Consider the following 22,102-nt stretch of genomic DNA (forward strand, 5'->3'; position numbering starts at 1 on the left):
ATATGCGGCCTGTCATGCGGATGCGCGTCTTGCTTGGCAACCATATCGACAGCGGGACAGACTGCGCCTAATCGCTGCTGATGCTGTACAAGCTGCTCCGTCCCGCCGTGTTCACGCTCGATGCCGAGCGCGCGCACAAATTGACGATCGAGGCGCTCAAGCTGTCGCCGCGATCAGGTCCGCCGCGCGCAGGAAAACTGTCCGTCCAGGTAGCAGGGCTGCATTTTCCTAATCCGCTCGGCATGGCGGCCGGGTTCGACAAGGACGGAGAAGTGCCCGATGCCGTGCTCGGCCTGGGATTCGGCTTTACCGAGATCGGATCGCTGACTCCGCGCCCGCAGGCCGGCAATCCCAAGCCCCGCCTGTTCCGGCTGCGGCAGGATCGCGGGGTGATCAACCGGATGGGGTTCAACAATGGCGGCCTGCCCGCCGCCCTTCCCCAGCTGGAAAAACGCCGGACGAGGCCGGGAATCGTCGGTATCAATATCGGCGCGAACAAGGATTCCGCGGACCGGATCGCCGATTACGCGACAATGGCCGAAGCGGTCGCGCCGTTCGCCTCCTATCTCGCGATCAACGTGTCCAGCCCCAACACGCCGGGATTGCGCGCGCTGCAGGATCCCATCGCACTCGGCGCGCTGATCGACCGGGTGAAGGATTCGGCAGGCAAAGACGCACCGCCGATCTTCCTCAAGGTCGCGCCCGATCTCCAACCCGCGGATATCGACGATCTCGCCCGCCTTGCCATCGCCAAGGAACTCGGCGCGCTGATCGTCTCGAACACCACGATCGAGCGCCCCCCGCTCCAATCGCGCCATGCCGGGGAGGCGGGCGGACTGTCGGGCGCGCCGCTGGGCGGCATGGCGCTTCAGCGGGTGCGCGATTTCCACACGGCGACGGGCGGCGCGGTTCCGCTGGTCGGCGTCGGCGGGATTGCGAGCGCCGAGGATGCATGGGACCGCATTCGTGCCGGGGCAAGCCTCGTCCAGCTCTACAGCGCAATGGTCTATGAAGGTCCGGGCCTGGCGGCGAAGATCGTCAAGCGGCTCGAACGGCTGATGCGACGCGACGGATTTTCCTCGATTGCCGAGGCGGTCGGAACCGAATAGCACTGCGCGCCATGTACAAGCGCTTTCTGACCGCCTTCGCCCCGCTCGCGCTAACCGCGTGCGCCACCCTCCCCTCCGCAGCTCCTACGACCTCCACCGAGATCGGCACGGTCGCGTCTGCCGATCCGCGCGCCGCCGAAGCCGGGATGGAAATGCTGCGGCAAGGGGGCAACGCCACCGACGCCGCGATCGCCACCATGCTCGCGCTGACCGTGGTCGAGCCGCAAAGTTCGGGCATCGGTGGCGGTGGGTTCATGCTGCGCGGCGGGCCCGACGGGTCGGTCGAGAGCTTCGACGGGCGCGAAACGGCCCCTGCCGCTGCCGATGGCGAATGGTTCTTCGATGCGAACGGCCAGCCGCAAACCTATCGCGACGTCGTGCTCACCGGACTGAGCGTCGGCGTGCCGGGCAATGTCGCGCTCGCAAAGCTGGCGCATGACAAATACGGCGCGCTTCCCTGGGCCACGCTGTTCGCGCCCGCGATCCGCCTCGCCGCTGACGGCTTCCTGATGAACGCGCGACTGCACGGCTCGCTCGAGGGGAATATCGCGCGCGCCGGATCAGACCCGCTGATGCGCGCGATCTTCTACACCGAGGCAGGCGATCCCAGGCCCGTTGGAACGCGCATTGTCCGGCCTGAGCTGGCCGCATCGCTGCGCGATCTCGCCGCACGTGGCCCGGAGGCGATGTACGGCCCGCAGGAAGCCGCCGCGCTTGCGGCCAAGATCGCCTCCGCCACGCCCGGTGATGCAAAGATGAGCGAGGCCGACGTGACCGGCTACGAAGCGAAGCTGCGCGCGCCCGTCTGCGGCATGTATCGCGGATATCGTATCTGCGGGATGGGGCCGCCCTCGTCCGGCGGGATCGCAGTCCTCGCCATGATCGGCCAGCTCGAGCGGTTCGATATCGCCGCGCTCGGCCCGCGCAATCCGGAATTCTGGCACCTCTTCCTCGAATCGCAGAAACTCGCTTACGCCGATCGCGAGCTCTACACCGGCGATTCCGACTTCGTTGACGTGCCGGTCGCCGGGCTGATCGCCCCTGACTATCTCGCCCGCCGCTCTGCCCTGATCGATCCGTCCAAGGCGCAGACATTCGAGCCCGGCATTCCCGCAGGCGCGCCGCAAGCGCTGACCGACGGGGACGAACCGGTCGAACACGGTACCACCCACTTCGTCGCCATCGATCGTGACGGAACGATGATCAGCTACACCTCGACGGTGGAGGGCGGCTTCGGCTCGGGCCTCCAGTTCGGCGGATATTATCTCAACAACGAGCTGACCGATTTCAGCATGGTGCCCGAAAAGGACGGCAAGCGCGTGGCAAACCGGGTCGAAGGCGGCAAGCGCCCCCGCAGTTCGATGGCACCCACGCTGGTGTGGGATCCTGAAGGCCGCCCGTTCCTGATGATCGGTGCCGCCGGTGGATCGACCATTCCCGTGCAAGTCGCGCGCTCGATCATCGGGGTGATCGATTTCGGCATGGGCATCGAGGAGGCGCTTGCCCTGCCGCTCGCGATGGATTTCGGCAGCGCGGTGGTGGTCGAACAGGGCAGCTGGCTGGAAGACGCGATCACCGCGCTCGAAGCCTTGGGCCACGAGAACGTCCGCCCCGCCTCCCCGCCGTTCCGCGCTGTGGGCGCAATTCGCACGCAGGAAGGCTGGATAGGCCGCTACGATCCGCGGCTCGACGGAGTGCTCGATCCCTCGCAGAAAGGGGCCTGACTTGCCGCGTGGAAAAGCTGCGCCTATCCCTACCCATGGTTAACCCCTTGCGGTTGCCGCGATAACAATAACAGGCGAGGAGCTCCTCCCCGGTGCAGCTGTCCGATTTCGACGAGGCCCAGAACCTCGTAGCGTTATTCCTGAGCCGAGCCGACGAGCTCGGCGACAAGCCCTTCCTCTGGTCCAAAATCGACGGTGCATGGCGACCGATCACCTGGGCCGAGGCCGCCGAACAGGTCTGCCTGCTGGCCGAAGGCTTGCGAAAGCTCGGCATGAAAGACGGCGACCGGGTGATTCTCGTCTCCGAGAACCGACCCAAATGGTGCCTTGCCGATCTCGCGATCATGGCGGCCGGTTGCATCACCGTGCCCGCCTACACCACCAATACCGAGCGCGATCACACGCATATCATCGAGGATTCGGATGCCCGGGCGGTGATCGTATCCGACGAGAAGCTGAGCCGAACGCTGTTGCCCGCCGTGCTCAACACCGACCGCATCGGGCATGTGATCTCGATCGACCGGTTCAAGATGCCGCAGCTGGGCATCGAGACCGATTGTCACAATTGGGACGACATCGTTGAAGGCGATCCGGCCGCCGCGCGCGCGGCGGCCGATGCACGGATCGCCACGATCCAGCGTGGCGACACGGCCTGCATCATCTACACCTCGGGTACGGGCGGCGCCCCTCGCGGTGTGTTGCAGCATCACGGCATGATCCTGATGAACGTGGCGGGCGCGGCGGATATCCTTGCTCACGATCTGGGCTGGGAAGACGAGGTTTTCCTATCCTTCCTGCCGCTAAGCCATGCCTATGAGCACACCGGCGGCCAATACCTGCCGATGGGGATGGGCGCGCAAATCTATTATTCCGAAGGGCTCGAAAAGCTCGCCAGCAATATCGAGGAAGTGCGGCCCACGGTGATGGTGGTCGTACCGCGCCTGTTCGAAGTGCTGCGCACGCGGATCATGAAGCAGGTCGAAAAACAGGGCCGCTTCCCCAATTACCTGATGGATCGCGCGCTTTCGCTGGGCGAGAAGAAGGCCGACGGCCGGGCAAGTTTGCTCGACAAGCCGCTCGACATTCTGCTCGAAAAAACGCTCCGGCCCAAAATCCGCAAGCGTTTCGGCGGGCGGATGAAGGCGATGGTCTCCGGCGGGGCGCCGCTCAATCCCGATATCGGCGTGTTCTTCGATTCGATGGGCCTCACCATGCTGCAAGGCTATGGCCAGACCGAGGCCGGGCCGGTGATCAGTTGCAACCGTCCCGCCGCAGGCATCAAGATGGACACGGTCGGTCCGCCGATGAAAGGCGTCGAGTGCAAGATTGCCGAGGATGGCGAGATCCTGGTGCGCGGCGAGCTGGTGATGAAAGGGTATTGGCGCAACGAAGCCGAAACCGCCCGCGCGCTGAAGCCCGAATCGGCAGATCCCGATGGCGAACCCTGGCTCCACACGGGCGATATCGGCCATATCGACGAGAAGGGCCGGATCAAGATCACCGACCGCAAGAAGGACATGATCGTCAACGACAAGGGCGATAACGTCGCGCCCCAACGGGTCGAGGGCATGCTGACCCTTCAGCCCGAAATCGCGCAGGCGATGGTCTATGGCGATCGCAAGCCGAACCTCGTCGCGCTGATCGTGCCCGATGCGGAATGGATGGCCGAATGGTGCAAGACGCAGGGCAAGAAATTCGATTGCGGCGAGCTTCCTCACCTGCCCGAATTCCAGCGTGCGATCCGCACTGCGATCGGCCGAGTGAACAAGGATGTCTCGGTGGTTGAGAAGGTCCGCAAATTCGTCTTCGCCGATGAGCCGTTCTCGATCGAGAACGAGGAAATGACGCCGAGCATGAAAATCCGCCGCCACAAGCTCAAGGAACGTTACGGGGAGCGGTTGGACGGGTTGTATAGGAGTTAGACTTCGGCGAGCGCTTGCTTGAGTAAAGCTTCCAGGTTCTTTCGCTCAACTATAATCGATTTCAAGAATGCGTCAGCTTCAAGCTTGGTCCACGGTGTCCGTGATGTCGTCGCGATATTCTTACGGACCTCTGTAACCTCATTGACGAACGCCCAATCCTGAGAACAGTGTGCTCGCACTGTAAAGCAGCCGTGTGCAAGATGATTTCGCTGCTTTTCCCTGAGCGCCCAAGTCTCGAGCGAGGCAGCTGCTCTTGCTGCAGGCGGCGCTTTGGAAATCTGCTTTAGTGCTTGGCACAGCCCCCTTGTGCGATGGGCTGCCGCCTCGTGAATGCGCACGCCATCGTTTGATTTTGCCAATTCGCCAAGCGTAGCAATGATGGCCTTTTCAGCACGCGCAAAATTGTCGAGGCATTGGCCACGCCAATGATTGACCGCAGCGATGGCCTCAACGTTCGCCGCCATCTGTGTTTACGCCACTTCCTTCTCGACCCATTTGGGATAGAAGCACGGCGCCTTGGTTGACCACCCGGGCGCAGTCGCGGCGGCTTCGCTGAGCGACTGGAGCAGGACCTTGCGACGCTCTGGCTCGATCTGTGGGAGCGCGCTGGCGGCGCAGAAGGCCGCCGGAAGCCACGGGCGGATTTCCGCGCCGAGCAGGCGTTCGTAGAGAAAACGATAGGCCGAAAAGCCTGTCAGCGCGCCTTGCGACAGGTCGTACAGGGTCAGCTGCATCATCAGTCCCATGAAGCCGTCGAGCCCGGCCAGCGCCAGCGTCTCCGGGCTGGCGGCCCGCAATACGTCGAGCCGTTCGTAAGCAAGCACATGCGAGGCAAGCGCAGCCTCGGCATCGTCGCGGCCGCCCCATTCGACCATCACATCGCAGCGTCCCAGCCCGATATCGAGCGCGCGTTCAATATAGCGCTGCTCGGCGGGGGTGAAGCTCGCGAATTCGCGCAGCTCGGCGATGGTCAACATTGCGTCCATAACGGCTCCCAAGCGGGCGATTCGGATGCCCGGTGGAAGCGTTCTAGCCCGCTATGGTTAGCGAAAGCCTAAATGAGTCCGGCGAGCGGCGAACTGGGATCGGCATATTTGCGCATGGCCATCCGACCGGAGAGATAGGCATCGCGCCCCGACTCGACAGCCAGCTTCATCGCGCGTGCCATACGGATCGGATCCTTGGCTTCGGCAATCGCAGTGTTCATCAGCACACCGTCGCAGCCCAGTTCCATCGCGACGGCGGCATCGCTTGCCGTACCGACACCGGCATCGACCAGCACCGGCACGCTCGCCCCTTCGACGATCAGGCGGATGGTGACCCGGTTCTGGATGCCGAGGCCCGAACCGATCGGCGCGCCCAGTGGCATGATCGCAACCGCGCCCGCTTCCTCCAGCTGCTTCGCCGCGATAGGATCGTCGGCGCAATATACCATCGGGTGGAAGCCTTCGCTGGCCAGGACCTCGGTCGCCTTCAGCGTTTCGCGCATATCGGGATAGAGCGTCTTCGCTTCGCCAAGCACTTCGAGCTTCACCAGATCCCAGCCGCCCGCCTCGCGCGCCAGGCGCAGCGTGCGGATCGCTTCGTCCGCGGTGAAGCATCCGGCCGTGTTGGGCAGATAGGTGGTCTGCCTGGGATCGATGAAATCGGTGAGCATCGGAGCGGAGGGATCGGACACGTTGACCCGGCGAACGGCGACGGTGACGATCTCGGCGCCGCTCGCCTCGAGTGCGGCGGCGTTCTGGGCGAAGTCCTTATACTTGCCCGTGCCCACGATCAGGCGCGACGTGAAGGTACGGCCCGCAACGGACCACGTATCGGTGTTGGCGTCGGTCAAATCTCTAGCCTCAAAGTCTCATCCACCGCCCACAAAGTGGACGATTTCAATTTCGTCGCCCGCGGCGATGGCAGTGTCGGCGTGGGACGAGCGCGGCGCGATCTCGCGATTGCGTTCGACCGCGACGCGCGCGGGATCGAGCCCGAGTTCGCGCAGCAGGCCGAGCACGGTGCCCGGGGCCACGCGTTTGGTCTCGCCGTTGAGAGTGATGTCGATCCGCTCGTCCGTCATGGACGCGCGATGTGGGGTATCAATGCGCGCGGCGCAAGTTGATCCAGTGCGCACCCGCCAAAAGCGCGACGCCGGCGATCGTCAGCACGGCTTCCAGTGGACCGTGGCCGACGCCCAAAGCTGCGGCCATCAATGCGATGCCCACGCCTGCCAGCACCAGAACATCGACCGACCCCTTGCGGGCAAGTCCGATTCCAAAGGCGACCACACCAAGCGCCACCGCTGCGACGAGGCCGATTTGATGAAACGCAGGGGAGAGCAGCAATCCGCCGAACACCCCTGCCATCAGCAACACGAACACGCAGTGCACCGCGCACAAAACCGAAAGCGCGATGCCCGCACGGTCGAGTCGCTTGCGCAGGGGAGAGGGCGGAACGGAGGCCATTACCGGCCCCAGATATGATACAATGTAACATTTCGCAAGGGGTCAGGAACTTGGCGTGGTCTCGACGGGTGTCAGACCGGCCTTGCCTTCGGGCTTTGCCCGTTGCAATCAGCCACCCATGCCTCGCAAACCTGCTTCTTCTTCGCACTCCCCCACTCGGCCGCAAGCGTTGGCGAACTGGCTGCTCTTCGTCGCCTTGATGGTGCTGGTCATGGTCACGATCGGCGGGATCACGCGCCTGACCGAATCGGGCCTTTCGATCGTCGAGTGGGAACCGCTCAAGGGCGCCTTGCCGCCGATGTCGCAGGCGGCATGGGAAGCCGAGTTCGAAGCCTACAAGAAGATTCCCGAATATATCGAGGTCAACGGTCCGGCCGGGATGGATCTGGCCGCGTTCAAGCAGATCTATTTCTGGGAGTGGTTTCACCGCTTGTGGGGCCGGCTGATCGGGCTCGCCTTCGCGCTCCCACTGGCGTGGTTCTGGATCAAGCGCGCGATTCCACAAGGCTACAAGCCGCGGTTGCTCGCGCTCCTGGCGCTAGGCGCGTTGCAGGGCTCGGCGGGCTGGTGGATGGTGACGTCGGGCCTGACCGAGCGCACCGATGTCAGCCATTTCCGGCTTGCGACCCACTTGCTCATCGCCTTGTTCACGCTGGGCGGCCTCGTCTGGACGGCGCTCGATCTGAAGGCGTTCGCACGACGACGCTCGGCGCGGCCCGCGCGGCTGACCGGGTTCGCAACGCTGGTGCTGGCGGGAGTCACGCTGCAATTGCTGCTCGGCGCATGGGTGGCTGGCCTCGATGCCGGCTACATTGCGCGCGACTGGCCCTTGATGAACGGCACGTTCTTGCCGGCGGGGATCGACTGGTCGCGCGGGCCGTGGTTCGCCTTTACCCACGATCCGTTCCTGCTCCATTTTCTCCATCGCTGGTGGGCATGGGGCGTCGTCGTGCTGCTGGTGTTGCTGGCGCGGCGGGTGAAGGCCAAGGGTTCGCGCCCCGCGTCGATCGCGATCCATTCAAGCTTCGGAACCCAGATCCTGCTTGGCATCGCTACGGTGATGAGCGGAATGGCAATCACGTTTGCCGTGCTCCACCAGGCGGTCGGCGCGCTGGTCGTCGCGGCCACCGTTTGGGGCGCGCATGTGATCGGTCGGAAGGCCTAGGGCGTGTCGGCAGCGATGATCTGGTGCCCGTTCGCGGATGAGGAGAGCGCCGCCAAGGTGGCCGGTCGTTTGCTTGACGAGGAACTCATCGCATGCGCCAACATCCTCGCGCCGATGCGGTCGCTCTATCGCTGGAACGGCGAGCGCGGCGAGGGGACAGAGACCGGCGTGATTTTCAAGACCGACACGAGCGTCCTCGATCGGGCGCAAACACGCTTGGCCGAATTGCATCCCTACGACGAGCCGGCGATCCTGTCGTGGCGCTGCGATGCCTCTCCAGGAACCGCCGCATGGCTAGCGAAGCTCGGCGGATGAGGGCGTACGGTTTCGGAGCGGCCTTGGCTCTCGCGGCCCTGGGGCTGACGCCCGCGCCGGTCATGGCGCAGGAATTCGACACCAGTGAACAAGCACCGACAAGTTTTTACGAAGCGTTGCTGGCCGGGCCGTTCGAACTGACCCGATCGATTGAGCATGTCCTGAGTGACGGGGCGACGATTGTCGTCACCCGCACCTATCGCCTGCGTGTAGCGCCTTCGCGCGAGGGCTGGCTTATTGAGGGCGAGCCCATCGAAGTGACGGTCGAGTCGCCCCCGTCTTTAGCGGCACTCGCGCAGATCGAGCGGGAGCGCGACGACAGCGGGGTATTCCCGATGCGATTGTCGCGCGAAGGCAGCCTGCTCCCCTACGAAGCGCCGCGCTCCACCGACCGAGCGTCACTCGGTGCGGCTGAAAACGCTATTGTCCGGCGCATCGCGGATGAGCCGTTGTCGGCCGACGATGCCGAACGGACCACTATCGCGTTGAGAGCCCTGTCGGCCCGCGCTGCTGGAGAGCGGACCGCCTGGCCCCGCGACCTGTTCCGGCCCAGTGCCGCCAGCAGGATCGAAAGCCGCGACGTGAGCGGCGGCAGCGTTACCGTCGCCCTCGAGGCCGAAGCCGACGAGCGAACGGGCTTGGTGCGATCCTACGAACGCCGGGTCACCACCCGCATCGGCAACGGCGAACGCATGGTCCGCGAACGCTGGGAATTGCAGCGCTCGGAAGGCGAATGAAGAACGACGAACCAGCTCACGGTATTATTTTACCTCTCCGCTAACGCGCGGTTTCGCTTGACTTCGCGGCGATTTCGTCCAAATGGGCCGCCTCTGCCGCATTGCAGCACGATCGGCCTCGCGCCCGTCTCCCTGCCCGCAGTTCCGGCAACGAATTTCGTCAAGGAAATATCATGAAGACGCTCAGCAAGACCACCCGGTCGATCGCGCCGGCCGAGGTCGAAAAGAAATGGCACATCATCGACGCCGAGAATCTCGTCGTCGGTCGTGTCGCGGCGATCATCGCCAACATCCTGCGCGGCAAGCACAAGCCGAGCTACACTCCGCACGTCGATTGCGGCGACCACGTCATCGTCATCAATGCCGACAAGGTGAAGTTCACCGGCAAGAAGATGAACGACAAGGTCTATTACAAGCACACCGGCTATGTCGGCGGCATCAAGGAAACGACCCCGGCCAAGGTGCTGGGCGGCCGCTTCCCCGAGCGCGTGCTCGAAAAGGCTGTCGAACGCATGATTCCGCGTGGCCCGCTGGGTCGCCAGCAGATGAAGGCGCTGCACCTCTACAACGGCACCGAGCACCCGCATGACGGCCAGAAGCCGGAAACGCTCGATGTCGCTTCGATGAATCGCAAGAACAAGGCTCTCGTGTGATGGCTGACGACAAGAAAACCGAAGATCAGGTCGAAAAGACCGAAGTCGAAACCACCGAAGCCGCGGCCGAACCGAAGGCCGAAGCCCAGGAAGAGACCAAGACCGAAGAGAAGTCGGAAGACAAGAAGGTCACCGACCTCGCCGATCTCAAGCAGGTCGCGGGCGATGCGCCCGAAGCCGACGCGGCAGCCGCTGCCGAAGGTGCCGCGAGCGTTTCCGAAACGCCGCTGCGCGAACAGGAAGTCGACGGTCAGGGCCGTGCCTATGCCACCGGTCGCCGCAAGGATGCCGTCGCGCGCGTCTGGCTCAAGCCGGGCACCGGCAAGATCACGATCAACGGTCGCGATCAGGAAACCTATTTCGCGCGTCCGACGCTGCGCCTGATCATCAGCCAGCCGTTCCAGATCACCGATCGTGTCGGCCAGTACGACATCGTCGCCACCGTCAAGGGCGGCGGTCTTTCGGGCCAGGCCGGTGCGGTCAAGCACGGCATCAGCCAGGCACTGACCAAGTACGAACCCGCGCTGCGCAGCACGGTGAAGGCCGCTGGCTTCCTCACCCGCGACAGCCGCGTGGTCGAGCGTAAGAAGTACGGTCGCGCCAAGGCTCGCCGCAGCTTCCAGTTCTCGAAGCGCTAAGCTTTTTCGAACACCGAAACACGAAGGGCGGCTCCGCGAGGGGCCGCCCTTTTCGTATGCCTCGTCGCTATCTAGCGAACCGGCGGATCGGTTCGCGGCACATTGCCGACAGGGGCCACCGGATCGCCCGCATTGCGGGGAGGAGTCGCATCCTCAGGCACGTCTTCGATCTGCATTGCTTCGGTCGGGACATCCTGCAGATTGCGCACGCAGACGCACAGCTCTTTTCCATCCCAGGTCAATTCGTTGAAGCTGGGCGGGGAGGAGCGCAGGCGCTGCGACAATGTGCCCGCGCCGATCATGCGGACCGAACCGTGCGCGGTATCTTCCATGATATCGAACGCATCGTGGACATGGCCGCTGAGTACCGCGAGCACATTGCGCTTGGCCAGTTCGGCCAGTGCCTTGTTGCCGCCATGGGTGAGTGCGGTGCCTTGCGTGCCCGCTTCGCGCAACGGGTGGTGACAGGCGACAAGCACTTTGGTGTCCTTCGGCAGCGCATCGATCGCAGCGAGGCATTTCTCGAGCGCAGCGTCCGAAATCCAGCCCTTCGACCAGTTCAGGCGCGGCTGCATACGTGCCGCCGTCTTGAGCGAAACGATCGCGAGGCCCGGCAAATCGAGCTCGCGCTCCACCAGCCGGCGCATGCCCTTGAAGCGGGCATAGGGATTGAAGAACCGCTCGATCGGATTGAAATACGGCATGTCGTGATTGCCGACTTCGACCGTGACCGGCGCGTCGAGCGAGAGGATCCAGTCCTTCGCCGCGGCGAATTCCTTGCGCCGGGCGCGCATCGTGAGGTCGCCGGTGATCGCCACCGCATCGGGTTTGCGGGCGGAAATCTCCGCCGCCACCCAATCGAGCGCGCGATTGTGTTCGAGCCCGAAATGAATATCGGACAGGTGGAATAACAGGGTCTTGTCAGCCATTGGACACGGTGGCTAGCAGATCGACCTCGCACGGGGCCACCGTCAATTCTTCGCGCGGTCCGGCCGGGACCGGCTCTCCATCGAGCATAAGGCCGATCGGCTCGCCATCGTTGGCGACGAATTCGAGCGTTTCCACCGGCCCGTATTTGTCATGCGGCCCGTTGCGGAAATCGCGCGTGACGAGCGCGCCGAGCTGGACGAGGAACTCTCCCGCATCGTCGGCGTGATAGCATTGCAGGTGCATGCCCTTGTCGGAGGGAAAGACCTCGATCATCGGATAGCCTTCGCGGCGACCGACCTCCGGATTCTCGATGGCAATCCGTGCACCGCCAGTGGTTTCGCCGAATGCCGTCAAGGTGCCCGAGGCAACCCCTGCGACATCGATATCGCGCATCGCCTCACGCACCTCGTTCCAGCTGGTTCCCGGACCGGCCATGACGCCGGCGAAAGCATCGCCGCAGGCCGTGCGCACGATGTTGGGTCGGGTCCGCTGCGCATCACCACGGGACACGCGTTCGAGGATCGTCTGCCAGTCGACATCGCCGTGAAGACGTTTCGACAGGAGGTTCATCGTGCCGCCGGGCAAGATCAGGATCGCGCCGTCCCAGCCATAGAGACCGGATATCGTCGCGTTGACCGTGCCATCTCCGGCGAACACCGCGAGCATCTCGTCCGTCTCGAGATCTTCGGGACTTGGGCAATCGTCTTCCGGGATGCGGATTTCGCGTGTTTCGCCGCAACCAAGCTCGCTGGCGCTGGCGAGGATCGCATCGATGACGTCGCGATCGTAACTGCCGCTGCGGCAGTTCACGACGAGGGTAAAGCTTCGGCTCATGCAGGATGAACGCCGCAAACGCAGACTGTTTCCTCTGCGGCGCGTTTAAACACATCGTTCAGACCTTGCCCGTCACGATCATCCATGCCGCGAGGATGTTGAAGACACTGTAGACCATGTAGGCCAGCACCCAGCCGTGCGAACCATCGGCGGCGAGCAGCATCGCGCCCAAGAGAACGATGAATTCGAGCGCCAGGCTAAATCGCCCGTGCATAAGGTGGAACCAAGGCATCTGCTGGAGCGCGGGATGATTGCTTGCCAGCGCAGCCTTGTGCGCCGCGAAGTTCCCGACACCGAGGAGGAAGACGAGCAGGATGGCCATGGCCCTGCATTAGCACAAATGCGTCGTGGATCGACCATGTCGCTCGACCGTTAGCGGCGACCTTTGGTCGACCCTGCGCGTCGTTGGTCGAGCGAGGCTAAGGCCGATCGCACAGAGGCCTATATCGGTGGGCGACGGACAATCCCCCCAGACCCTCCGTCACGGCGCACTCCGCTCCCCGAAACGGGTGTGCCGGGCGGCCCGACGCCATTCAGTCCCGGCGTCGGGCCGCAACCATTCTTTCGTCTTGCGATCCCTCTGGAGGCCGCTCAGCGGCCGGCCATCGCCTTGACCTTCGAGAGATAGGTTCGCCCGATCCGCACTTCGTCGCCGTTTTCAAGCTCGACCAGCCAGACACCAAGGCCATCATGCCTCAATCCGTTAATGGCCGATTTGGCGAGAATGACCGAGCGATGCACCCGGATAAAGCGCGTGGGATCGAGACGCTCTTCGAGGCCGGACACCGTCTGCAGCAAAAGGTAGCTGCGATCCTCGACATGCAGGCGCACGTAATCGCGCTCGGCGTCGATGCGGTGCACGTCGTCGATTGGCACCCGAAGCAATTCCGAGCGATGCGGAACCCACAATTCTTCCAACCAGGGGCTGGCGCTCTCGCCATCGCTCACGCGGCGCGTAACGGCGCGAGCAACGGCGCGTTCGAGACGATCGGCCGCGACCGGCTTGAGTACGTAATCGACCGCATCGAGATCGAACGCCTCGACCGCAAAATGTTCATGCGCGGTGACAAAGATGATGGCGGGCCGCTGATCGAGCTTCTCGATCGCCCTGGCGAGGCCAAGCCCGTCCATCCCCGGCATGGTCATATCGAGCAACAGAAGATCTGGTTTCAGCGTATCGACCAGCGAGAGACCGGTCTCACCGTCATTGGCGGTGCCGACGACTTCGACCTGGGGCAGTTTTGCACAGATGACCTGCAGGCGATCGATCGCCAGCGGTTCGTCGTCGATAAGAAGCGTGCGGAGTTTCTCAGCCATGCGGGCCTCCCGGAATGCGGATCATGCTCACCCAACCGCGGCTCCCGTCGGGTCCCGCGCTCAGCGTGGCGCCACGGCCGAATCGCGCTTTCAGGCGATCTCGGACATTTGCCAAGCCGATGCCGAAACCGGTCCCACCAAGAAATCCGGGCTCGCTCGCGCCGCTATCGGCAACGCGCAGGACAAGATCGCCATTCTCGCGCCGCGCGGAAATTGCGATGGTCACCGGCTCGGTGCTCGGCGCAACCCCGTATTTGACCGCGTTTTCGACCAGCGGTTGCAGGATCATGCCCGGCACGCGCCTATCCTCGAGATCTGCGGGGACATCGATTTCGACCTTCAGCCGCTTGGGAAAGCGGACCGATTCGATTTCCAGATAATGCCGCTGCAGATCGATTTCGTCGGCCAGTTCGACATCGCCGGTCGGATCTTCAGACAGCGAATGGCGATAGAAGTTCGAGATCGTCTGGATCATCGTTTCAGCCCGCTCGCTGCGGCCTGTCATCACCAGCGCGGAGAGCGAGTTGAGCGTGTTGAACAGGAAATGCGGATTGACCTGGTAGCGCAGACTTCGCAACTCGGCGGTGCGCGCCGCCTCGCGGAATTCGCCCGCTTGCCGCTCGGCCGACCGGGCAGCTTCAGAGCGCACGAGCGCGAAATAGAGCGCCGCCCAGGCGAGAAACACGAAATACCGGTTGAGTGCGAGATCGACCAGCGCGGCGATCTGCTGCCCCTGGGTGGCCGAACGGTCGACCCGCACAGTCGTCCCCTCACCGTTTTCGGTCGAAACCCGGCGGCCGCCCTGTCCGTCATCGCGCCCCGGCACATCGATCAGGACATTGCCCGATTCGTCGCTGCGAATGGTCACGCCTTCGCGTTCGCCCAGCTTCTGCTGCACCTGCTTCGCGACCGGAGCGAAAACGATCTGGTTGACCCCGGCCACCACGAAAGCGAACGGCACGAGCAGCAAGAGCGTGGCTACCACGCGCGTCGGCGTTGTAAATCGCTCGAGTGCGCGCAGGAGGGGCCACAGGCCGATGGTGGCGAGAATGGCGGCGGCGGTCACAGCCGCGCGACGCCACATCAATTGCCCAGTGACATCGAGCCCGAGCAGCGTACTGCGCAGAGTCACGAGGACAAAATACGTCGCCCACACGAGCGCAATCGAGACGATCACCGTTTTCGGCGAGACTCGCGGAGTGGAACGGGCAGTCGAAGAATCCATCGTTTAGCTTCTAGCCCAACTTCACCGCGTTGGCGCAGGCTTGGTCGAGAAGCGGTTGCCGTTCATCGACCAATCACGCCTATTTCGCCGACAGCAGGCCTTCTTCGGCGATCTTCCGGCTCCATTCGGCGGGTGCCTGCTTGTGGACGTTGGTGCCGTCGCTATCGACCGCGACCGTTACCGGCATATCCTTGACCGTGAATCCGTAGATCGCCTCCATGCCGAGGTCTTCGAACGCCACCACCTTCGATTCGCGAATGGCGCGGCTGACGAGATAGGCAGCCCCTCCGACGGCCATCAGATAGGCGACCTTGAAGCGGCTGATCACTTCCACCGCATCCTGCCCGCGTTCGGCCTTGCCGATCATGGCCAGCAGGCCGAGATCGAGCATTGTCTCGGTGAACTTGTCCATCCGGGTGGCGGTCGTCGGGCCGGCCGGGCCCACGACTTCGCCCATTACCGGATCGACCGGGCCGACATAATAGATCGCGCGGCCCTTGAACTCGACGGGCAGTTCCTCGCCCTTGTCGAGCATATCCTGGATCCGCTTGTGCGCGGCATCGCGCCCGGTGAGCATCGCGCCGTTCAGGAGCAGGCGATCGCCGGCTTTCCAGCTTGCGACTTCCTCGGGCGTGAGATTGTCGAGATCGACGCGTTTGGCCGAGCTGTCGGGCGCCCATTCGACCTTGGGCCATTCGTCGAGATCGGGCGGATCCATGAAGCTCGGCCCCGAACCGTCCAGCGTGAAATGCGCGTGGCGCGTGGCGGCGCAATTGGGGATCATGCCGACCGGCTTCCCTGCGGCATGGCACGGCCAGTCGAGAATCTTGACGTCGAGAATGGTCGAAAGGCCGCCAAGGCCCTGCGCTCCGACACCGGTCGCATTGACCGCGTCGAAAATCTCGATCCGCAGCCGTTCGATATCGGTCTGCGGCCCGCGCGCTTTCAATTGCGCCATGTCGATCGGATCCATCAGGCTCTTCTTCGCGAGCTTGACGCAGTGTTCGGCCGTACCGCCGATACCGATTCCCAGCATGCCCGGAGGACACCAGCCCGCGCCCATCGAGGGAATCTGCTCGAGCACCCAGTCGACGATATTGTCCGACGGGTTCATCATCTTGAACTTGGACTTGTTCTCGCTGCCGCCACCCTTCGCGGCGACGTCGATCTCGACCGTATTGCCCGGGACCATTTCGACCGACAGCACGCACGGCGTGTTGTCCTTGGTGTTGCGGCGGGTGAAGGCAGGATCGGCGAGTATCGAGGCGCGCAGCTTGTTTTCGGGATGGGTATAAGCGCGACGGACGCCTTCATCGACGACCTCCTGCAGGCTCATGTCGGATTCGAGGCGGCAGTCCTGGCCCCATTTCACGAACACGTTGACGATTCCGGTGTCCTGACAAATCGGACGATGTCCCTCGGCGCACATCCGGCTGTTGGTGAGGATCTGCGCGATCGCATCCTTGGCCGCCGGGCCCTGTTCGGCCTCGTAGGCCGCGCCCAGCGCCTTGATGTAATCCATCGGGTGATAATAGGAGATGTATTGCAGCGCGTCGGCGACGCTGTCGATCAGGTCCTGCTCGCGGATCGTCGTCATTGCAGCCATTCGTCGAAATCCCTTTGCTGTCGGCGGATGCGCCATAGGCTTATCGACGGCCAAGCGTCAAAGCGCTTCACCTATTGCAGGCGACACCGTAAAGCGGGCATTGCCAATACTGTTTTGCTCGCGTAACACACCTGCAGAGAGAAACCATGACCGACCAACCCGCCGCGCGCCGCGCCATGATCGACAGCCAGCTCCGCACCAGCGGGGTCAACGACCCGCGCACGCTCGCCGCGATGTTGCAGGTCGCGCGGGAAGATCACTTGCCCGAAGCGCGCCGCGCCAACGCCTATGTCGATCGCGCTGTGCCGCTGGGTGACGGTCGCGCTCTTCCCGCACCACTGTTTCACGGACGATTGTTGCAGGATTCCGACATCCGCGCGGGCGAGAAGGTGTTGATCGTCGATAGCGGGGCCGGATATCTGCCCGCACTGGTCGAAGTGCTCGGCGCCGATGTCACGGCGATCGCGCCCGAAGACGTCAGCAAGCGCGGCAGCAAGGGCGATTTCGACGTCCTGCTGATCGACGGCGCGGTGGAGCGCTTTCCGCAGCAGCTGGCCAAGCGCCTCGCCGAAGGGGCCCGCGTGTTTACCGGAACCGTCACCCGCGGCGTCACTCGCTTTGCGATGGGCAAGGCGCATGGCGGCGAAGTTGCGCTGGTCCCGCTCGCCGAAATGGGCGTCCCGGTGCTGGCGGAATTCGCCGCTGAAGAGGAATGGAGTTTCTGAGAATCATGCGAAGTGGCTTTGCAACCATCCTGCTGATCGGCACCGCGCTTGCGGCCACGCCGGCGCATGCCGATACGTTGCGCGAAGCGCTCGCCAAGGCTTATTCCAACAACCCGACCCTGCTTGCCGCCCGTGCCGATCAGCGCGCGACCGACGAGAATGTCGCGATCCAGCGCGCCGAAACCCGGCCTTCGGCCAGCGCCTCGGTCGATTATTCCGAATTCCTGATCCCCCAGTCGGACAGTCCTTTCGCACCTTCGCGTTCGGTCCAGGGTTCGGTCCAGCTCGGCGTCCCGATCTACACCGGTGGAGCGACGCGCAATGCGATCCGCGCTGCCGAAACGCGAGTCGATGCCGGCCAGGCCGATCTGCGGGGCACGGAAAGCGAGCTCTTCACCCAGGTGGTCGCCGCGTACATGGATGTGATCCAGAACGAAGCGATCACCTCGCTCTCGCTCAACAATGTCGATGTCCTGCAGGTCAATCTTGAGGCCACCAGCGATCGCTTCGAGATCGGCGACCTGACACGCACCGACGTCGCACAGTCGCAATCGCGGCTCGCGCTGGCTCGCGGCGACTTGCGCAGCGCGCAATCGAACCTGATCGGCGCGCGCGAACGCTATATCCAGCTGGTCGGCGACGCGCCCGACGATCTCCAGCCGCCGCCGCCGCTGCCCAATCTACCCGAAGACGTGAACGAAGCGGTCGATGTCGCCCTGCAAGCCAACCCAGACATCCTCGCGGCCAAGGAACGCGCCCGGGCTGCGGGGTTCGATATCGATGTCGCAGGTGCCGGACGCCTTCCGACATTGAGCGCGTTCATCGGGCAAGGCTACAACAACTATCTCGGCTCGCTCGGCGGTGCGGTGGTGACCGATCCGACCGATCCGAACCCCGATCTCGTGCCGCAGGCGCAGGTCCAAACATCGACCACGGTCGGCCTGCGCGCTTCGATCCCGATCTACAGCGGTGGACGCGTTGCCGCGCAGGAACGCCAGGCACAGGCTCGCGCTTCCGCGGCGCTCGAACGCGAGATCGCCGTCGAACGCGGCGTGGTGCAACAGGTCCGCGCGGCGTTTGCGAGCTGGCGTGCCGCGAGCGCGATCGTCGAGGAAACGCAAGTTGCGGTGGAAGCCGCCGAGCTGGGGCTCGAAGGCGTGCGGGCGGAAAACACGGTCGGCAATCGCACCATCCTCGATATCCTTAACGCGCAGCAGGAATTGCTCAGCGCGCGCGTCCAGCTCGTCACCGCACGCCGTAACGAATATGTCGCCGGCTTCTCGTTGCTGGCTGCAATGGGCCGTGCCGAGGCCCGCGATCTCAACCTAGATATCGGCGGTCCGCTCTACGATCCCGAGCTCAATTTCGAGCGCGTTGGCGGCAAGTGGTGGGACTGGGACCGCGATCCCGATCCCGAAGCCGAGGGGACGAGAACCGTTGACACACCGTCCCAAACTGGCGCAGTCTCGCCCGATATGTAATTCGGATGAGCTGTAAACGGCTCGAAACGGGGGATCCGTATCATGCGACAGGAAGGCGAGCCCTCGGTCGAGGACATCCTTGCCTCGATCAAGAAAGTGATCGCAAGCGACCAGCGAACCGCTTCGCCTGCACGGTCGGCGCGGGCGCAACCTGCCGAGCCCGCCAGCACGGAAGAGGTCGAGGAAGTGCTCGATCTGGGCGAGGCCGGGGAATTCATCGAGGAAACGCCCAGCGAATCGCTGATCGGTGACGCTGCGGTCGATTCGATGCGCGAATCGCTCGCCGCGCTGGCGATGATGAGCGAGCCGCGCGCCAAGCCGCAGATCGTTCGCCAGGGCGAAACCTCGATCGAATCGCTGGTCCGCGAAATGCTGCGCCCGATGCTGTCGCAGTGGCTCGACGACAATCTGCCCGGCATGGTGGAGCGCCTCGTGACCGAAGAAATCCGGCGGATTGCCGGCAAGAAGGACTGAGCACCCCATTCCCAAGCGCAAAGAGAATGCGAAAGCCCGCGCCGCCTACGCCAAGGCGGGTGGCGACGGGATTCGCCGCCATATCTTCCTGTGTTCGGTCAGCGAGAAGCAGAAATGCTGCGACAAGGCGACCGGCAAGGCCGCCTGGACCTATCTCAAGAAGCGCCTCAAGCAGTTGGGTCTGACCGGGTCCGGCGGGGTCATGCGCAGCAAGGCCGATTGCCTGACGATCTGTGCCGACGGCCCGATCGCGGTCGTCTGGCCCGACGGCGTCTGGTACCGCCACTGCATCGAAGAGGTGCTCGAGGACATCATCCAGCAACACCTGATCGGCGGCGTCCCGGTCGAAGAACACCGATTGCACGAACCAGAGGTGGCCTAGAGACCAGCTTTAGGCGTGGTCGTCGTCTTCATCCCAGTGCGAATCGGTCGGATGGTGGATCGACTCGTCGTGGCCTGTGCCGTTCGACAGGAAGATGAGCCCCATCAGCGCGCCCGTCACGAGCATCACCCCGGAAATCGCGATCGCGGTGGCGATGTAGAAGTGGATCGACGCCGCTTCGCCCGTCTTCCACAGCGCGAACAACGCCACGACCACAATCGCGACGGTCAGCATACCGAGCCGCTTCATCATCAGGCGGTATCGCGCCCATGCGTAAGCGGAGTTCTGGGTCTCATCGAGCGGGGAAGGCTTGTTCATACCCTTTCCTGTGGAGATCGCGCGCACTTGGTGCAAGGGGCAAGCCGATTCGCCAATCTGGCCCGGTCGTGGCATCATACCCTCACATAAAAGGGGAGACGCCAATGCAGATCAGTCACTTGCTTGCCGACCGATCGGTCGACGACATCATCGCGTGCACCGCGCAGGACAGCGTTCGCGACGCGGTAGCGAGACTCGCCGGGAAACGGATCGGGGCGATGCCTGTGCTTGGTTCGGCCGAGGGGGAGGGTGTCGAGCTGCTCGGCGTGTTCTCCGAGCGCGATGTGATTTACCGTCTCGCCGAAGAAGGCTCGCCATGCCTCGATCGTCCGGTCGCCAGCGTGATGAGCGCACCGGCAATCACCGCGACGCCGGATATGACGGTCGACGAGGCGCAGGGCCTGATGACCCGTCGGCGGATCCGCCATCTTCCGGTCGTCGATGGGCGCGAGCTCTCAGGCTTCATTTCGATCGGCGATCTCGTCAAATCGAAGATCGGCGAGGTAGAAAGCGAAGCCGAGGCCATGCGCAGCTACATCCAGTCTTCGTAGACGCGCTTTATCGCAAGCGTTGCAAGGGCGGGCCACCCCGCCCATATCGAACCTGCCATGGAAACACCGACTCTCACCGCCAGCGCCGCCGCGCGCGTCAAGCAGATCGCCGTCAAACAGGGCTGCGATCCGATGTTGCGCCTTTCGGTCGAAGGCGGAGGATGTTCGGGCTTCCAGTACACATTCGCACTGGGCACGCCCGAAGACGAGGATTCATCCTCGCAGACCGATGGCGTGACGCTGCTGATCGATCCGGTCAGCCTCGATCTGGTTGCAGGCAGCACCGTCGATTTCGTCGAGTCCCTGGGGGGCGCAGCATTCCAGGTCGAAAACCCGCAGGCCGCCGCCGGCTGCGGCTGCGGATCGAGTTTCGGCATTTGAAAATCGCGACCTTCAATATCAACGGTATCCGTGCGCGGTTGCCACGGCTGCTCGAATGGCTCGAAGAGACCCAGCCCGATGTGGTCTGCCTCCAAGAGCTCAAGGCCGCCGATGACATATTCCCCGAAAGCGATTTCCAGAAGATCGGCTACGAAGCGATCTGGCATGGCCAAAAAGGCTTCAACGGCGTCGCGATCCTGGGGAAGGGCGAAAAGCCGATCGAAGTGCGACGCGGGCTCGAAGGCGATCCCGAAGACGACCAGTCACGCTATATCGAAGCCGATTACAAGGGCGTGCGCATCGCGGGGCTCTATCTGCCCAATGGCAATCCGCATCCCGGCCCCAAATTCGACTACAAGCTGGCATGGATGGAGCGGCTGCGCGCGCGCATGACCGAAATCTGGGCCGAGGAAGTGCCCTGTGTGGTGTGCGGCGATTTCAACGTCATCCCACATGACGACGATGTGTTCGATCCGGTTCGCATGTCGGCCGACGCGCTGATGCAGCCCGAATCGCGCGATGCCTATAACCGGCTGCTCGCCGATGGCTGGACCGACGCATTGCGCCGGATGAATCCGCGCGGAGGCGTGTGGACCTATTGGGATTATCAGGCCGGGGCCTGGCAGCGCGATCACGGCTTCCGGATCGACCACCTGTTGCTTTCACCCGAGACTGCCGACCGGCTCGAAGCTGCAGGCGTCGACAAGGCATATCGCGGCCGCGAGAAGGCCAGCGACCATACCCCGGTCTGGGTGCGACTGGCGGACTGATGCTGGCGCGCCTGCGCGTCTGGGCGAAAAGGCTGAGGCGCGAGGCTCTGATGCTCTGGCTCGCTGCCCGCGATCCACGCACGCCGACTCTGGCAAAAGCCATTGCGGCAGCCGCTGCCGCCTACGCCTTCAGCCCGATCGACCTGATCCCGGATTTCCTCCCCGTCATCGGCTTGCAGGATGAACTCGTCATCCTGCCGCTGGCGATCGCATTGGCGCTCAAACGCCTTCCTCGCGCTCTCGCCGCGGAATTGCGCGAGCGTGCATCCACCATGGCCGAACGCCCGGTGAGCCGGACAACGGCAAATGCGGTGGTGACGGTATGGATCGCGCTGTTTGCCATCGCGTGGATCCGGTTTTCGGGATAGCGGCCGCGCAACGAAAAGGGCGCC

28 protein-coding genes are annotated in these 22,102 nt (G+C 63.7%); 16 read left to right on the top strand and 12 right to left on the bottom strand.

Annotation, left to right across the window (positions count from 1 at the left end; translation table 11 throughout):
- Positions 1 to 80: 80 nt before the first annotated feature.
- The 3 genes from GRI68_RS11470 (at position 81) to GRI68_RS11480 (ending at position 4,755) form a co-directional block, all read left to right on the top strand.
- Positions 81 to 1,109: a quinone-dependent dihydroorotate dehydrogenase gene (locus GRI68_RS11470; RefSeq protein ID WP_160617371.1), complete on the top strand. Its 1,029-nt coding sequence runs from the start codon at positions 81 to 83 to the stop codon at positions 1,107 to 1,109.
- 11 nt (positions 1,110 to 1,120) lie between these two features.
- Entirely contained in the window at positions 1,121 to 2,833 is a 1,713-nt protein-coding gene (gene ggt, locus GRI68_RS11475; protein WP_160617372.1) for a gamma-glutamyltransferase, read from the top strand.
- 92 nt (positions 2,834 to 2,925) lie between these two features.
- On the top strand, positions 2,926 to 4,755 hold the full coding sequence (locus GRI68_RS11480; RefSeq protein ID WP_160617373.1) for an AMP-dependent synthetase/ligase: 1,830 nt from the start codon (positions 2,926 to 2,928) through the stop codon (positions 4,753 to 4,755).
- Here the strand turns inward: GRI68_RS11480 and GRI68_RS11485 are convergent.
- The 5 genes from GRI68_RS11485 to GRI68_RS11500 all read right to left on the bottom strand — a co-directional run bounded on the left by GRI68_RS11485 (position 4,752) and on the right by GRI68_RS11500 (position 7,208).
- On the bottom strand, positions 4,752 to 5,219 hold the full coding sequence (locus GRI68_RS11485) for a hypothetical protein (protein ID WP_160617374.1): 468 nt from the start codon (positions 5,217 to 5,219) through the stop codon (positions 4,752 to 4,754). The genes GRI68_RS11480 and GRI68_RS11485 overlap by 4 nt on opposite strands.
- Positions 5,220 to 5,225: 6 nt before the next feature.
- Entirely contained in the window at positions 5,226 to 5,741 is a 516-nt protein-coding gene (locus tag GRI68_RS11490; RefSeq protein ID WP_160617375.1) for a hypothetical protein, read from the bottom strand.
- A gap of 68 nt (positions 5,742 to 5,809) precedes the next feature.
- Positions 5,810 to 6,592 (bottom strand): thiazole synthase, encoded by a 783-nt coding sequence (locus GRI68_RS11495; RefSeq protein ID WP_234028787.1) that lies wholly within the window; start codon positions 6,590 to 6,592, stop codon positions 5,810 to 5,812.
- 18 nt (positions 6,593 to 6,610) lie between these two features.
- The gene (thiS, locus tag GRI68_RS13765) at positions 6,611 to 6,823 is read right to left on the bottom strand and encodes a sulfur carrier protein ThiS (protein ID WP_234028788.1); all 213 of its coding nucleotides are present in this window, start codon (positions 6,821 to 6,823) and stop codon (positions 6,611 to 6,613) included.
- Between the two features lie 19 nt (positions 6,824 to 6,842).
- A complete protein-coding gene (locus GRI68_RS11500) occupies positions 6,843 to 7,208 on the bottom strand; it encodes a MerC domain-containing protein (protein WP_160617376.1) in 366 nt (121 codons plus the stop codon).
- A gap of 118 nt (positions 7,209 to 7,326) precedes the next feature.
- Here GRI68_RS11500 and GRI68_RS11505 point away from each other — a divergent pair, with 118 nt between their 5' ends.
- From GRI68_RS11505 to rpsI, 5 genes are all read left to right on the top strand, one after another.
- Positions 7,327 to 8,373: a COX15/CtaA family protein gene (locus GRI68_RS11505; RefSeq protein WP_160617377.1), complete on the top strand. Its 1,047-nt coding sequence runs from the start codon at positions 7,327 to 7,329 to the stop codon at positions 8,371 to 8,373.
- A gap of 3 nt (positions 8,374 to 8,376) precedes the next feature.
- On the top strand, positions 8,377 to 8,688 hold the full coding sequence (cutA, locus tag GRI68_RS11510) for a divalent-cation tolerance protein CutA (protein ID WP_325063804.1): 312 nt from the start codon (positions 8,377 to 8,379) through the stop codon (positions 8,686 to 8,688).
- A 23-nt stretch (positions 8,689 to 8,711) separates the two neighbouring features.
- Positions 8,712 to 9,425 (top strand): hypothetical protein, encoded by a 714-nt coding sequence (locus GRI68_RS11515; RefSeq protein ID WP_160617378.1) that lies wholly within the window; start codon positions 8,712 to 8,714, stop codon positions 9,423 to 9,425.
- Between the two features lie 173 nt (positions 9,426 to 9,598).
- A complete protein-coding gene (rplM, locus tag GRI68_RS11520; protein WP_160617379.1) occupies positions 9,599 to 10,078 on the top strand; it encodes a 50S ribosomal protein L13 in 480 nt (159 codons plus the stop codon).
- Positions 10,078 to 10,716 carry a 30S ribosomal protein S9 gene (rpsI, locus tag GRI68_RS13770; protein ID WP_160617380.1) on the top strand — a complete coding sequence of 213 codons (639 nt, stop codon included), beginning with the start codon at positions 10,078 to 10,080 and terminating at the stop codon, positions 10,714 to 10,716. Before rplM ends, rpsI begins: the two co-directional genes overlap by 1 nt.
- Before the next feature lie 71 nt (positions 10,717 to 10,787).
- Here the strand turns inward: rpsI and GRI68_RS11530 are convergent, their stop codons facing one another.
- The 6 genes from GRI68_RS11530 to GRI68_RS11555 all read right to left on the bottom strand — a co-directional run bounded on the left by GRI68_RS11530 (position 10,788) and on the right by GRI68_RS11555 (position 16,628).
- Positions 10,788 to 11,645, bottom strand: coding sequence for a metallophosphoesterase family protein (locus GRI68_RS11530; RefSeq protein ID WP_160617381.1), 858 nt, complete (start codon positions 11,643 to 11,645; stop codon positions 10,788 to 10,790).
- Positions 11,638 to 12,480 (bottom strand): diacylglycerol/lipid kinase family protein, encoded by an 843-nt coding sequence (locus tag GRI68_RS11535; RefSeq protein ID WP_160617382.1) that lies wholly within the window; start codon positions 12,478 to 12,480, stop codon positions 11,638 to 11,640. The genes GRI68_RS11530 and GRI68_RS11535 overlap by 8 nt, the downstream gene beginning before the upstream one ends.
- Positions 12,481 to 12,538: 58 nt before the next feature.
- The gene (locus GRI68_RS11540) at positions 12,539 to 12,802 is read right to left on the bottom strand and encodes a hypothetical protein (protein ID WP_160617383.1); all 264 of its coding nucleotides are present in this window, start codon (positions 12,800 to 12,802) and stop codon (positions 12,539 to 12,541) included.
- Between the two features lie 269 nt (positions 12,803 to 13,071).
- On the bottom strand, positions 13,072 to 13,797 hold the full coding sequence (locus GRI68_RS11545) for a LytR/AlgR family response regulator transcription factor (protein ID WP_160617384.1): 726 nt from the start codon (positions 13,795 to 13,797) through the stop codon (positions 13,072 to 13,074).
- Positions 13,790 to 15,022 carry a sensor histidine kinase gene (locus GRI68_RS11550; RefSeq protein WP_160617385.1) on the bottom strand — a complete coding sequence of 411 codons (1,233 nt, stop codon included), beginning with the start codon at positions 15,020 to 15,022 and terminating at the stop codon, positions 13,790 to 13,792. The genes GRI68_RS11545 and GRI68_RS11550 overlap by 8 nt, the downstream gene beginning before the upstream one ends.
- Positions 15,023 to 15,101: 79 nt before the next feature.
- Positions 15,102 to 16,628 carry a fumarate hydratase gene (locus GRI68_RS11555; RefSeq protein ID WP_160617386.1) on the bottom strand — a complete coding sequence of 509 codons (1,527 nt, stop codon included), beginning with the start codon at positions 16,626 to 16,628 and terminating at the stop codon, positions 15,102 to 15,104.
- Positions 16,629 to 16,774: 146 nt separating this feature from the next.
- Between GRI68_RS11555 and GRI68_RS11560 the strand changes: the two genes are divergently transcribed.
- The 4 genes from GRI68_RS11560 to GRI68_RS11575 are packed head-to-tail and all read left to right on the top strand — an operon-like array spanning position 16,775 to position 19,690.
- Complete coding sequence (locus GRI68_RS11560; RefSeq protein ID WP_160617387.1) at positions 16,775 to 17,353, top strand: protein-L-isoaspartate O-methyltransferase family protein; 579 nt, start codon at positions 16,775 to 16,777, stop codon at positions 17,351 to 17,353.
- A gap of 5 nt (positions 17,354 to 17,358) precedes the next feature.
- Positions 17,359 to 18,834 (top strand): TolC family outer membrane protein, encoded by a 1,476-nt coding sequence (locus tag GRI68_RS11565; protein WP_160617388.1) that lies wholly within the window; start codon positions 17,359 to 17,361, stop codon positions 18,832 to 18,834.
- Positions 18,835 to 18,876: 42 nt separating this feature from the next.
- Positions 18,877 to 19,308 (top strand): DUF2497 domain-containing protein, encoded by a 432-nt coding sequence (locus GRI68_RS13970; protein WP_160617389.1) that lies wholly within the window; start codon positions 18,877 to 18,879, stop codon positions 19,306 to 19,308.
- Complete coding sequence (locus GRI68_RS11575; protein ID WP_199799753.1) at positions 19,289 to 19,690, top strand: (2Fe-2S) ferredoxin domain-containing protein; 402 nt, start codon at positions 19,289 to 19,291, stop codon at positions 19,688 to 19,690. Before GRI68_RS13970 ends, GRI68_RS11575 begins: the two co-directional genes overlap by 20 nt.
- Before the next feature lie 9 nt (positions 19,691 to 19,699).
- Here the strand turns inward: GRI68_RS11575 and GRI68_RS11580 are convergent, their stop codons facing one another.
- Entirely contained in the window at positions 19,700 to 20,008 is a 309-nt protein-coding gene (locus GRI68_RS11580; protein ID WP_160617390.1) for a hypothetical protein, read from the bottom strand.
- 104 nt (positions 20,009 to 20,112) lie between these two features.
- Between GRI68_RS11580 and GRI68_RS11585 the strand changes: the two genes are divergently transcribed.
- From GRI68_RS11585 to GRI68_RS11600, 4 genes are read left to right on the top strand one after another with little or no spacing between them, the layout of a single operon-like run.
- Positions 20,113 to 20,559 (top strand): CBS domain-containing protein, encoded by a 447-nt coding sequence (locus GRI68_RS11585; protein WP_160617391.1) that lies wholly within the window; start codon positions 20,113 to 20,115, stop codon positions 20,557 to 20,559.
- Between the two features lie 57 nt (positions 20,560 to 20,616).
- On the top strand, positions 20,617 to 20,940 hold the full coding sequence (locus tag GRI68_RS11590) for a HesB/IscA family protein (RefSeq protein ID WP_160617392.1): 324 nt from the start codon (positions 20,617 to 20,619) through the stop codon (positions 20,938 to 20,940).
- Positions 20,937 to 21,710, top strand: a complete 774-nt coding sequence (xth, locus tag GRI68_RS11595; RefSeq protein ID WP_160617393.1) for an exodeoxyribonuclease III — start codon at positions 20,937 to 20,939, stop codon at positions 21,708 to 21,710. Before GRI68_RS11590 ends, xth begins: the two co-directional genes overlap by 4 nt.
- Positions 21,710 to 22,078 (top strand): YkvA family protein, encoded by a 369-nt coding sequence (locus tag GRI68_RS11600; protein WP_160617394.1) that lies wholly within the window; start codon positions 21,710 to 21,712, stop codon positions 22,076 to 22,078. The genes xth and GRI68_RS11600 overlap by 1 nt, the downstream gene beginning before the upstream one ends.
- The last annotated feature ends 24 nt before the right edge of the window (positions 22,079 to 22,102 follow it).

The organism is Alteriqipengyuania halimionae (assembly GCF_009827575.1).
GTDB classification, from domain to species: domain Bacteria; phylum Pseudomonadota; class Alphaproteobacteria; order Sphingomonadales; family Sphingomonadaceae; genus Alteriqipengyuania_A; species Alteriqipengyuania_A halimionae.

What these genes read in the sequence shown, in the direction of transcription:
- GRI68_RS11470 (WP_160617371.1), top strand. Translation starts at nt 81, where the DNA reads ATGCTGTACAAGCTGCTCCGTCCCGCCGTGTTCACGCTCGATGCCGAG.
- ggt (WP_160617372.1), top strand. Translation starts at nt 1,121, where the DNA reads ATGTACAAGCGCTTTCTGACCGCCTTCGCCCCGCTCGCGCTAACCGCG.
- GRI68_RS11485 (WP_160617374.1), bottom strand. Translation starts at nt 5,219, where the DNA reads ATGGCGGCGAACGTTGAGGCCATCGCTGCGGTCAATCATTGGCGTGGC.
- GRI68_RS11490 (WP_160617375.1), bottom strand. Translation starts at nt 5,741, where the DNA reads ATGGACGCAATGTTGACCATCGCCGAGCTGCGCGAATTCGCGAGCTTC.
- thiS (WP_234028788.1), bottom strand. Translation starts at nt 6,823, where the DNA reads ATGACGGACGAGCGGATCGACATCACTCTCAACGGCGAGACCAAACGC.
- GRI68_RS11500 (WP_160617376.1), bottom strand. Translation starts at nt 7,208, where the DNA reads ATGGCCTCCGTTCCGCCCTCTCCCCTGCGCAAGCGACTCGACCGTGCG.
- GRI68_RS11505 (WP_160617377.1), top strand. Translation starts at nt 7,327, where the DNA reads ATGCCTCGCAAACCTGCTTCTTCTTCGCACTCCCCCACTCGGCCGCAA.
- rplM (WP_160617379.1), top strand. Translation starts at nt 9,599, where the DNA reads ATGAAGACGCTCAGCAAGACCACCCGGTCGATCGCGCCGGCCGAGGTC.
- rpsI (WP_160617380.1), top strand. Translation starts at nt 10,078, where the DNA reads ATGGCTGACGACAAGAAAACCGAAGATCAGGTCGAAAAGACCGAAGTC.
- GRI68_RS11530 (WP_160617381.1), bottom strand. Translation starts at nt 11,645, where the DNA reads ATGGCTGACAAGACCCTGTTATTCCACCTGTCCGATATTCATTTCGGG.
- GRI68_RS11535 (WP_160617382.1), bottom strand. Translation starts at nt 12,480, where the DNA reads ATGAGCCGAAGCTTTACCCTCGTCGTGAACTGCCGCAGCGGCAGTTAC.
- GRI68_RS11540 (WP_160617383.1), bottom strand. Translation starts at nt 12,802, where the DNA reads ATGGCCATCCTGCTCGTCTTCCTCCTCGGTGTCGGGAACTTCGCGGCG.
- GRI68_RS11545 (WP_160617384.1), bottom strand. Translation starts at nt 13,797, where the DNA reads ATGGCTGAGAAACTCCGCACGCTTCTTATCGACGACGAACCGCTGGCG.
- GRI68_RS11550 (WP_160617385.1), bottom strand. Translation starts at nt 15,022, where the DNA reads ATGGATTCTTCGACTGCCCGTTCCACTCCGCGAGTCTCGCCGAAAACG.
- GRI68_RS11555 (WP_160617386.1), bottom strand. Translation starts at nt 16,628, where the DNA reads ATGGCTGCAATGACGACGATCCGCGAGCAGGACCTGATCGACAGCGTC.
- GRI68_RS11560 (WP_160617387.1), top strand. Translation starts at nt 16,775, where the DNA reads ATGACCGACCAACCCGCCGCGCGCCGCGCCATGATCGACAGCCAGCTC.
- GRI68_RS11565 (WP_160617388.1), top strand. Translation starts at nt 17,359, where the DNA reads ATGCGAAGTGGCTTTGCAACCATCCTGCTGATCGGCACCGCGCTTGCG.
- GRI68_RS13970 (WP_160617389.1), top strand. Translation starts at nt 18,877, where the DNA reads ATGCGACAGGAAGGCGAGCCCTCGGTCGAGGACATCCTTGCCTCGATC.
- GRI68_RS11580 (WP_160617390.1), bottom strand. Translation starts at nt 20,008, where the DNA reads ATGAACAAGCCTTCCCCGCTCGATGAGACCCAGAACTCCGCTTACGCA.
- GRI68_RS11585 (WP_160617391.1), top strand. Translation starts at nt 20,113, where the DNA reads ATGCAGATCAGTCACTTGCTTGCCGACCGATCGGTCGACGACATCATC.
- GRI68_RS11590 (WP_160617392.1), top strand. Translation starts at nt 20,617, where the DNA reads ATGGAAACACCGACTCTCACCGCCAGCGCCGCCGCGCGCGTCAAGCAG.
- GRI68_RS11600 (WP_160617394.1), top strand. Translation starts at nt 21,710, where the DNA reads ATGCTGGCGCGCCTGCGCGTCTGGGCGAAAAGGCTGAGGCGCGAGGCT.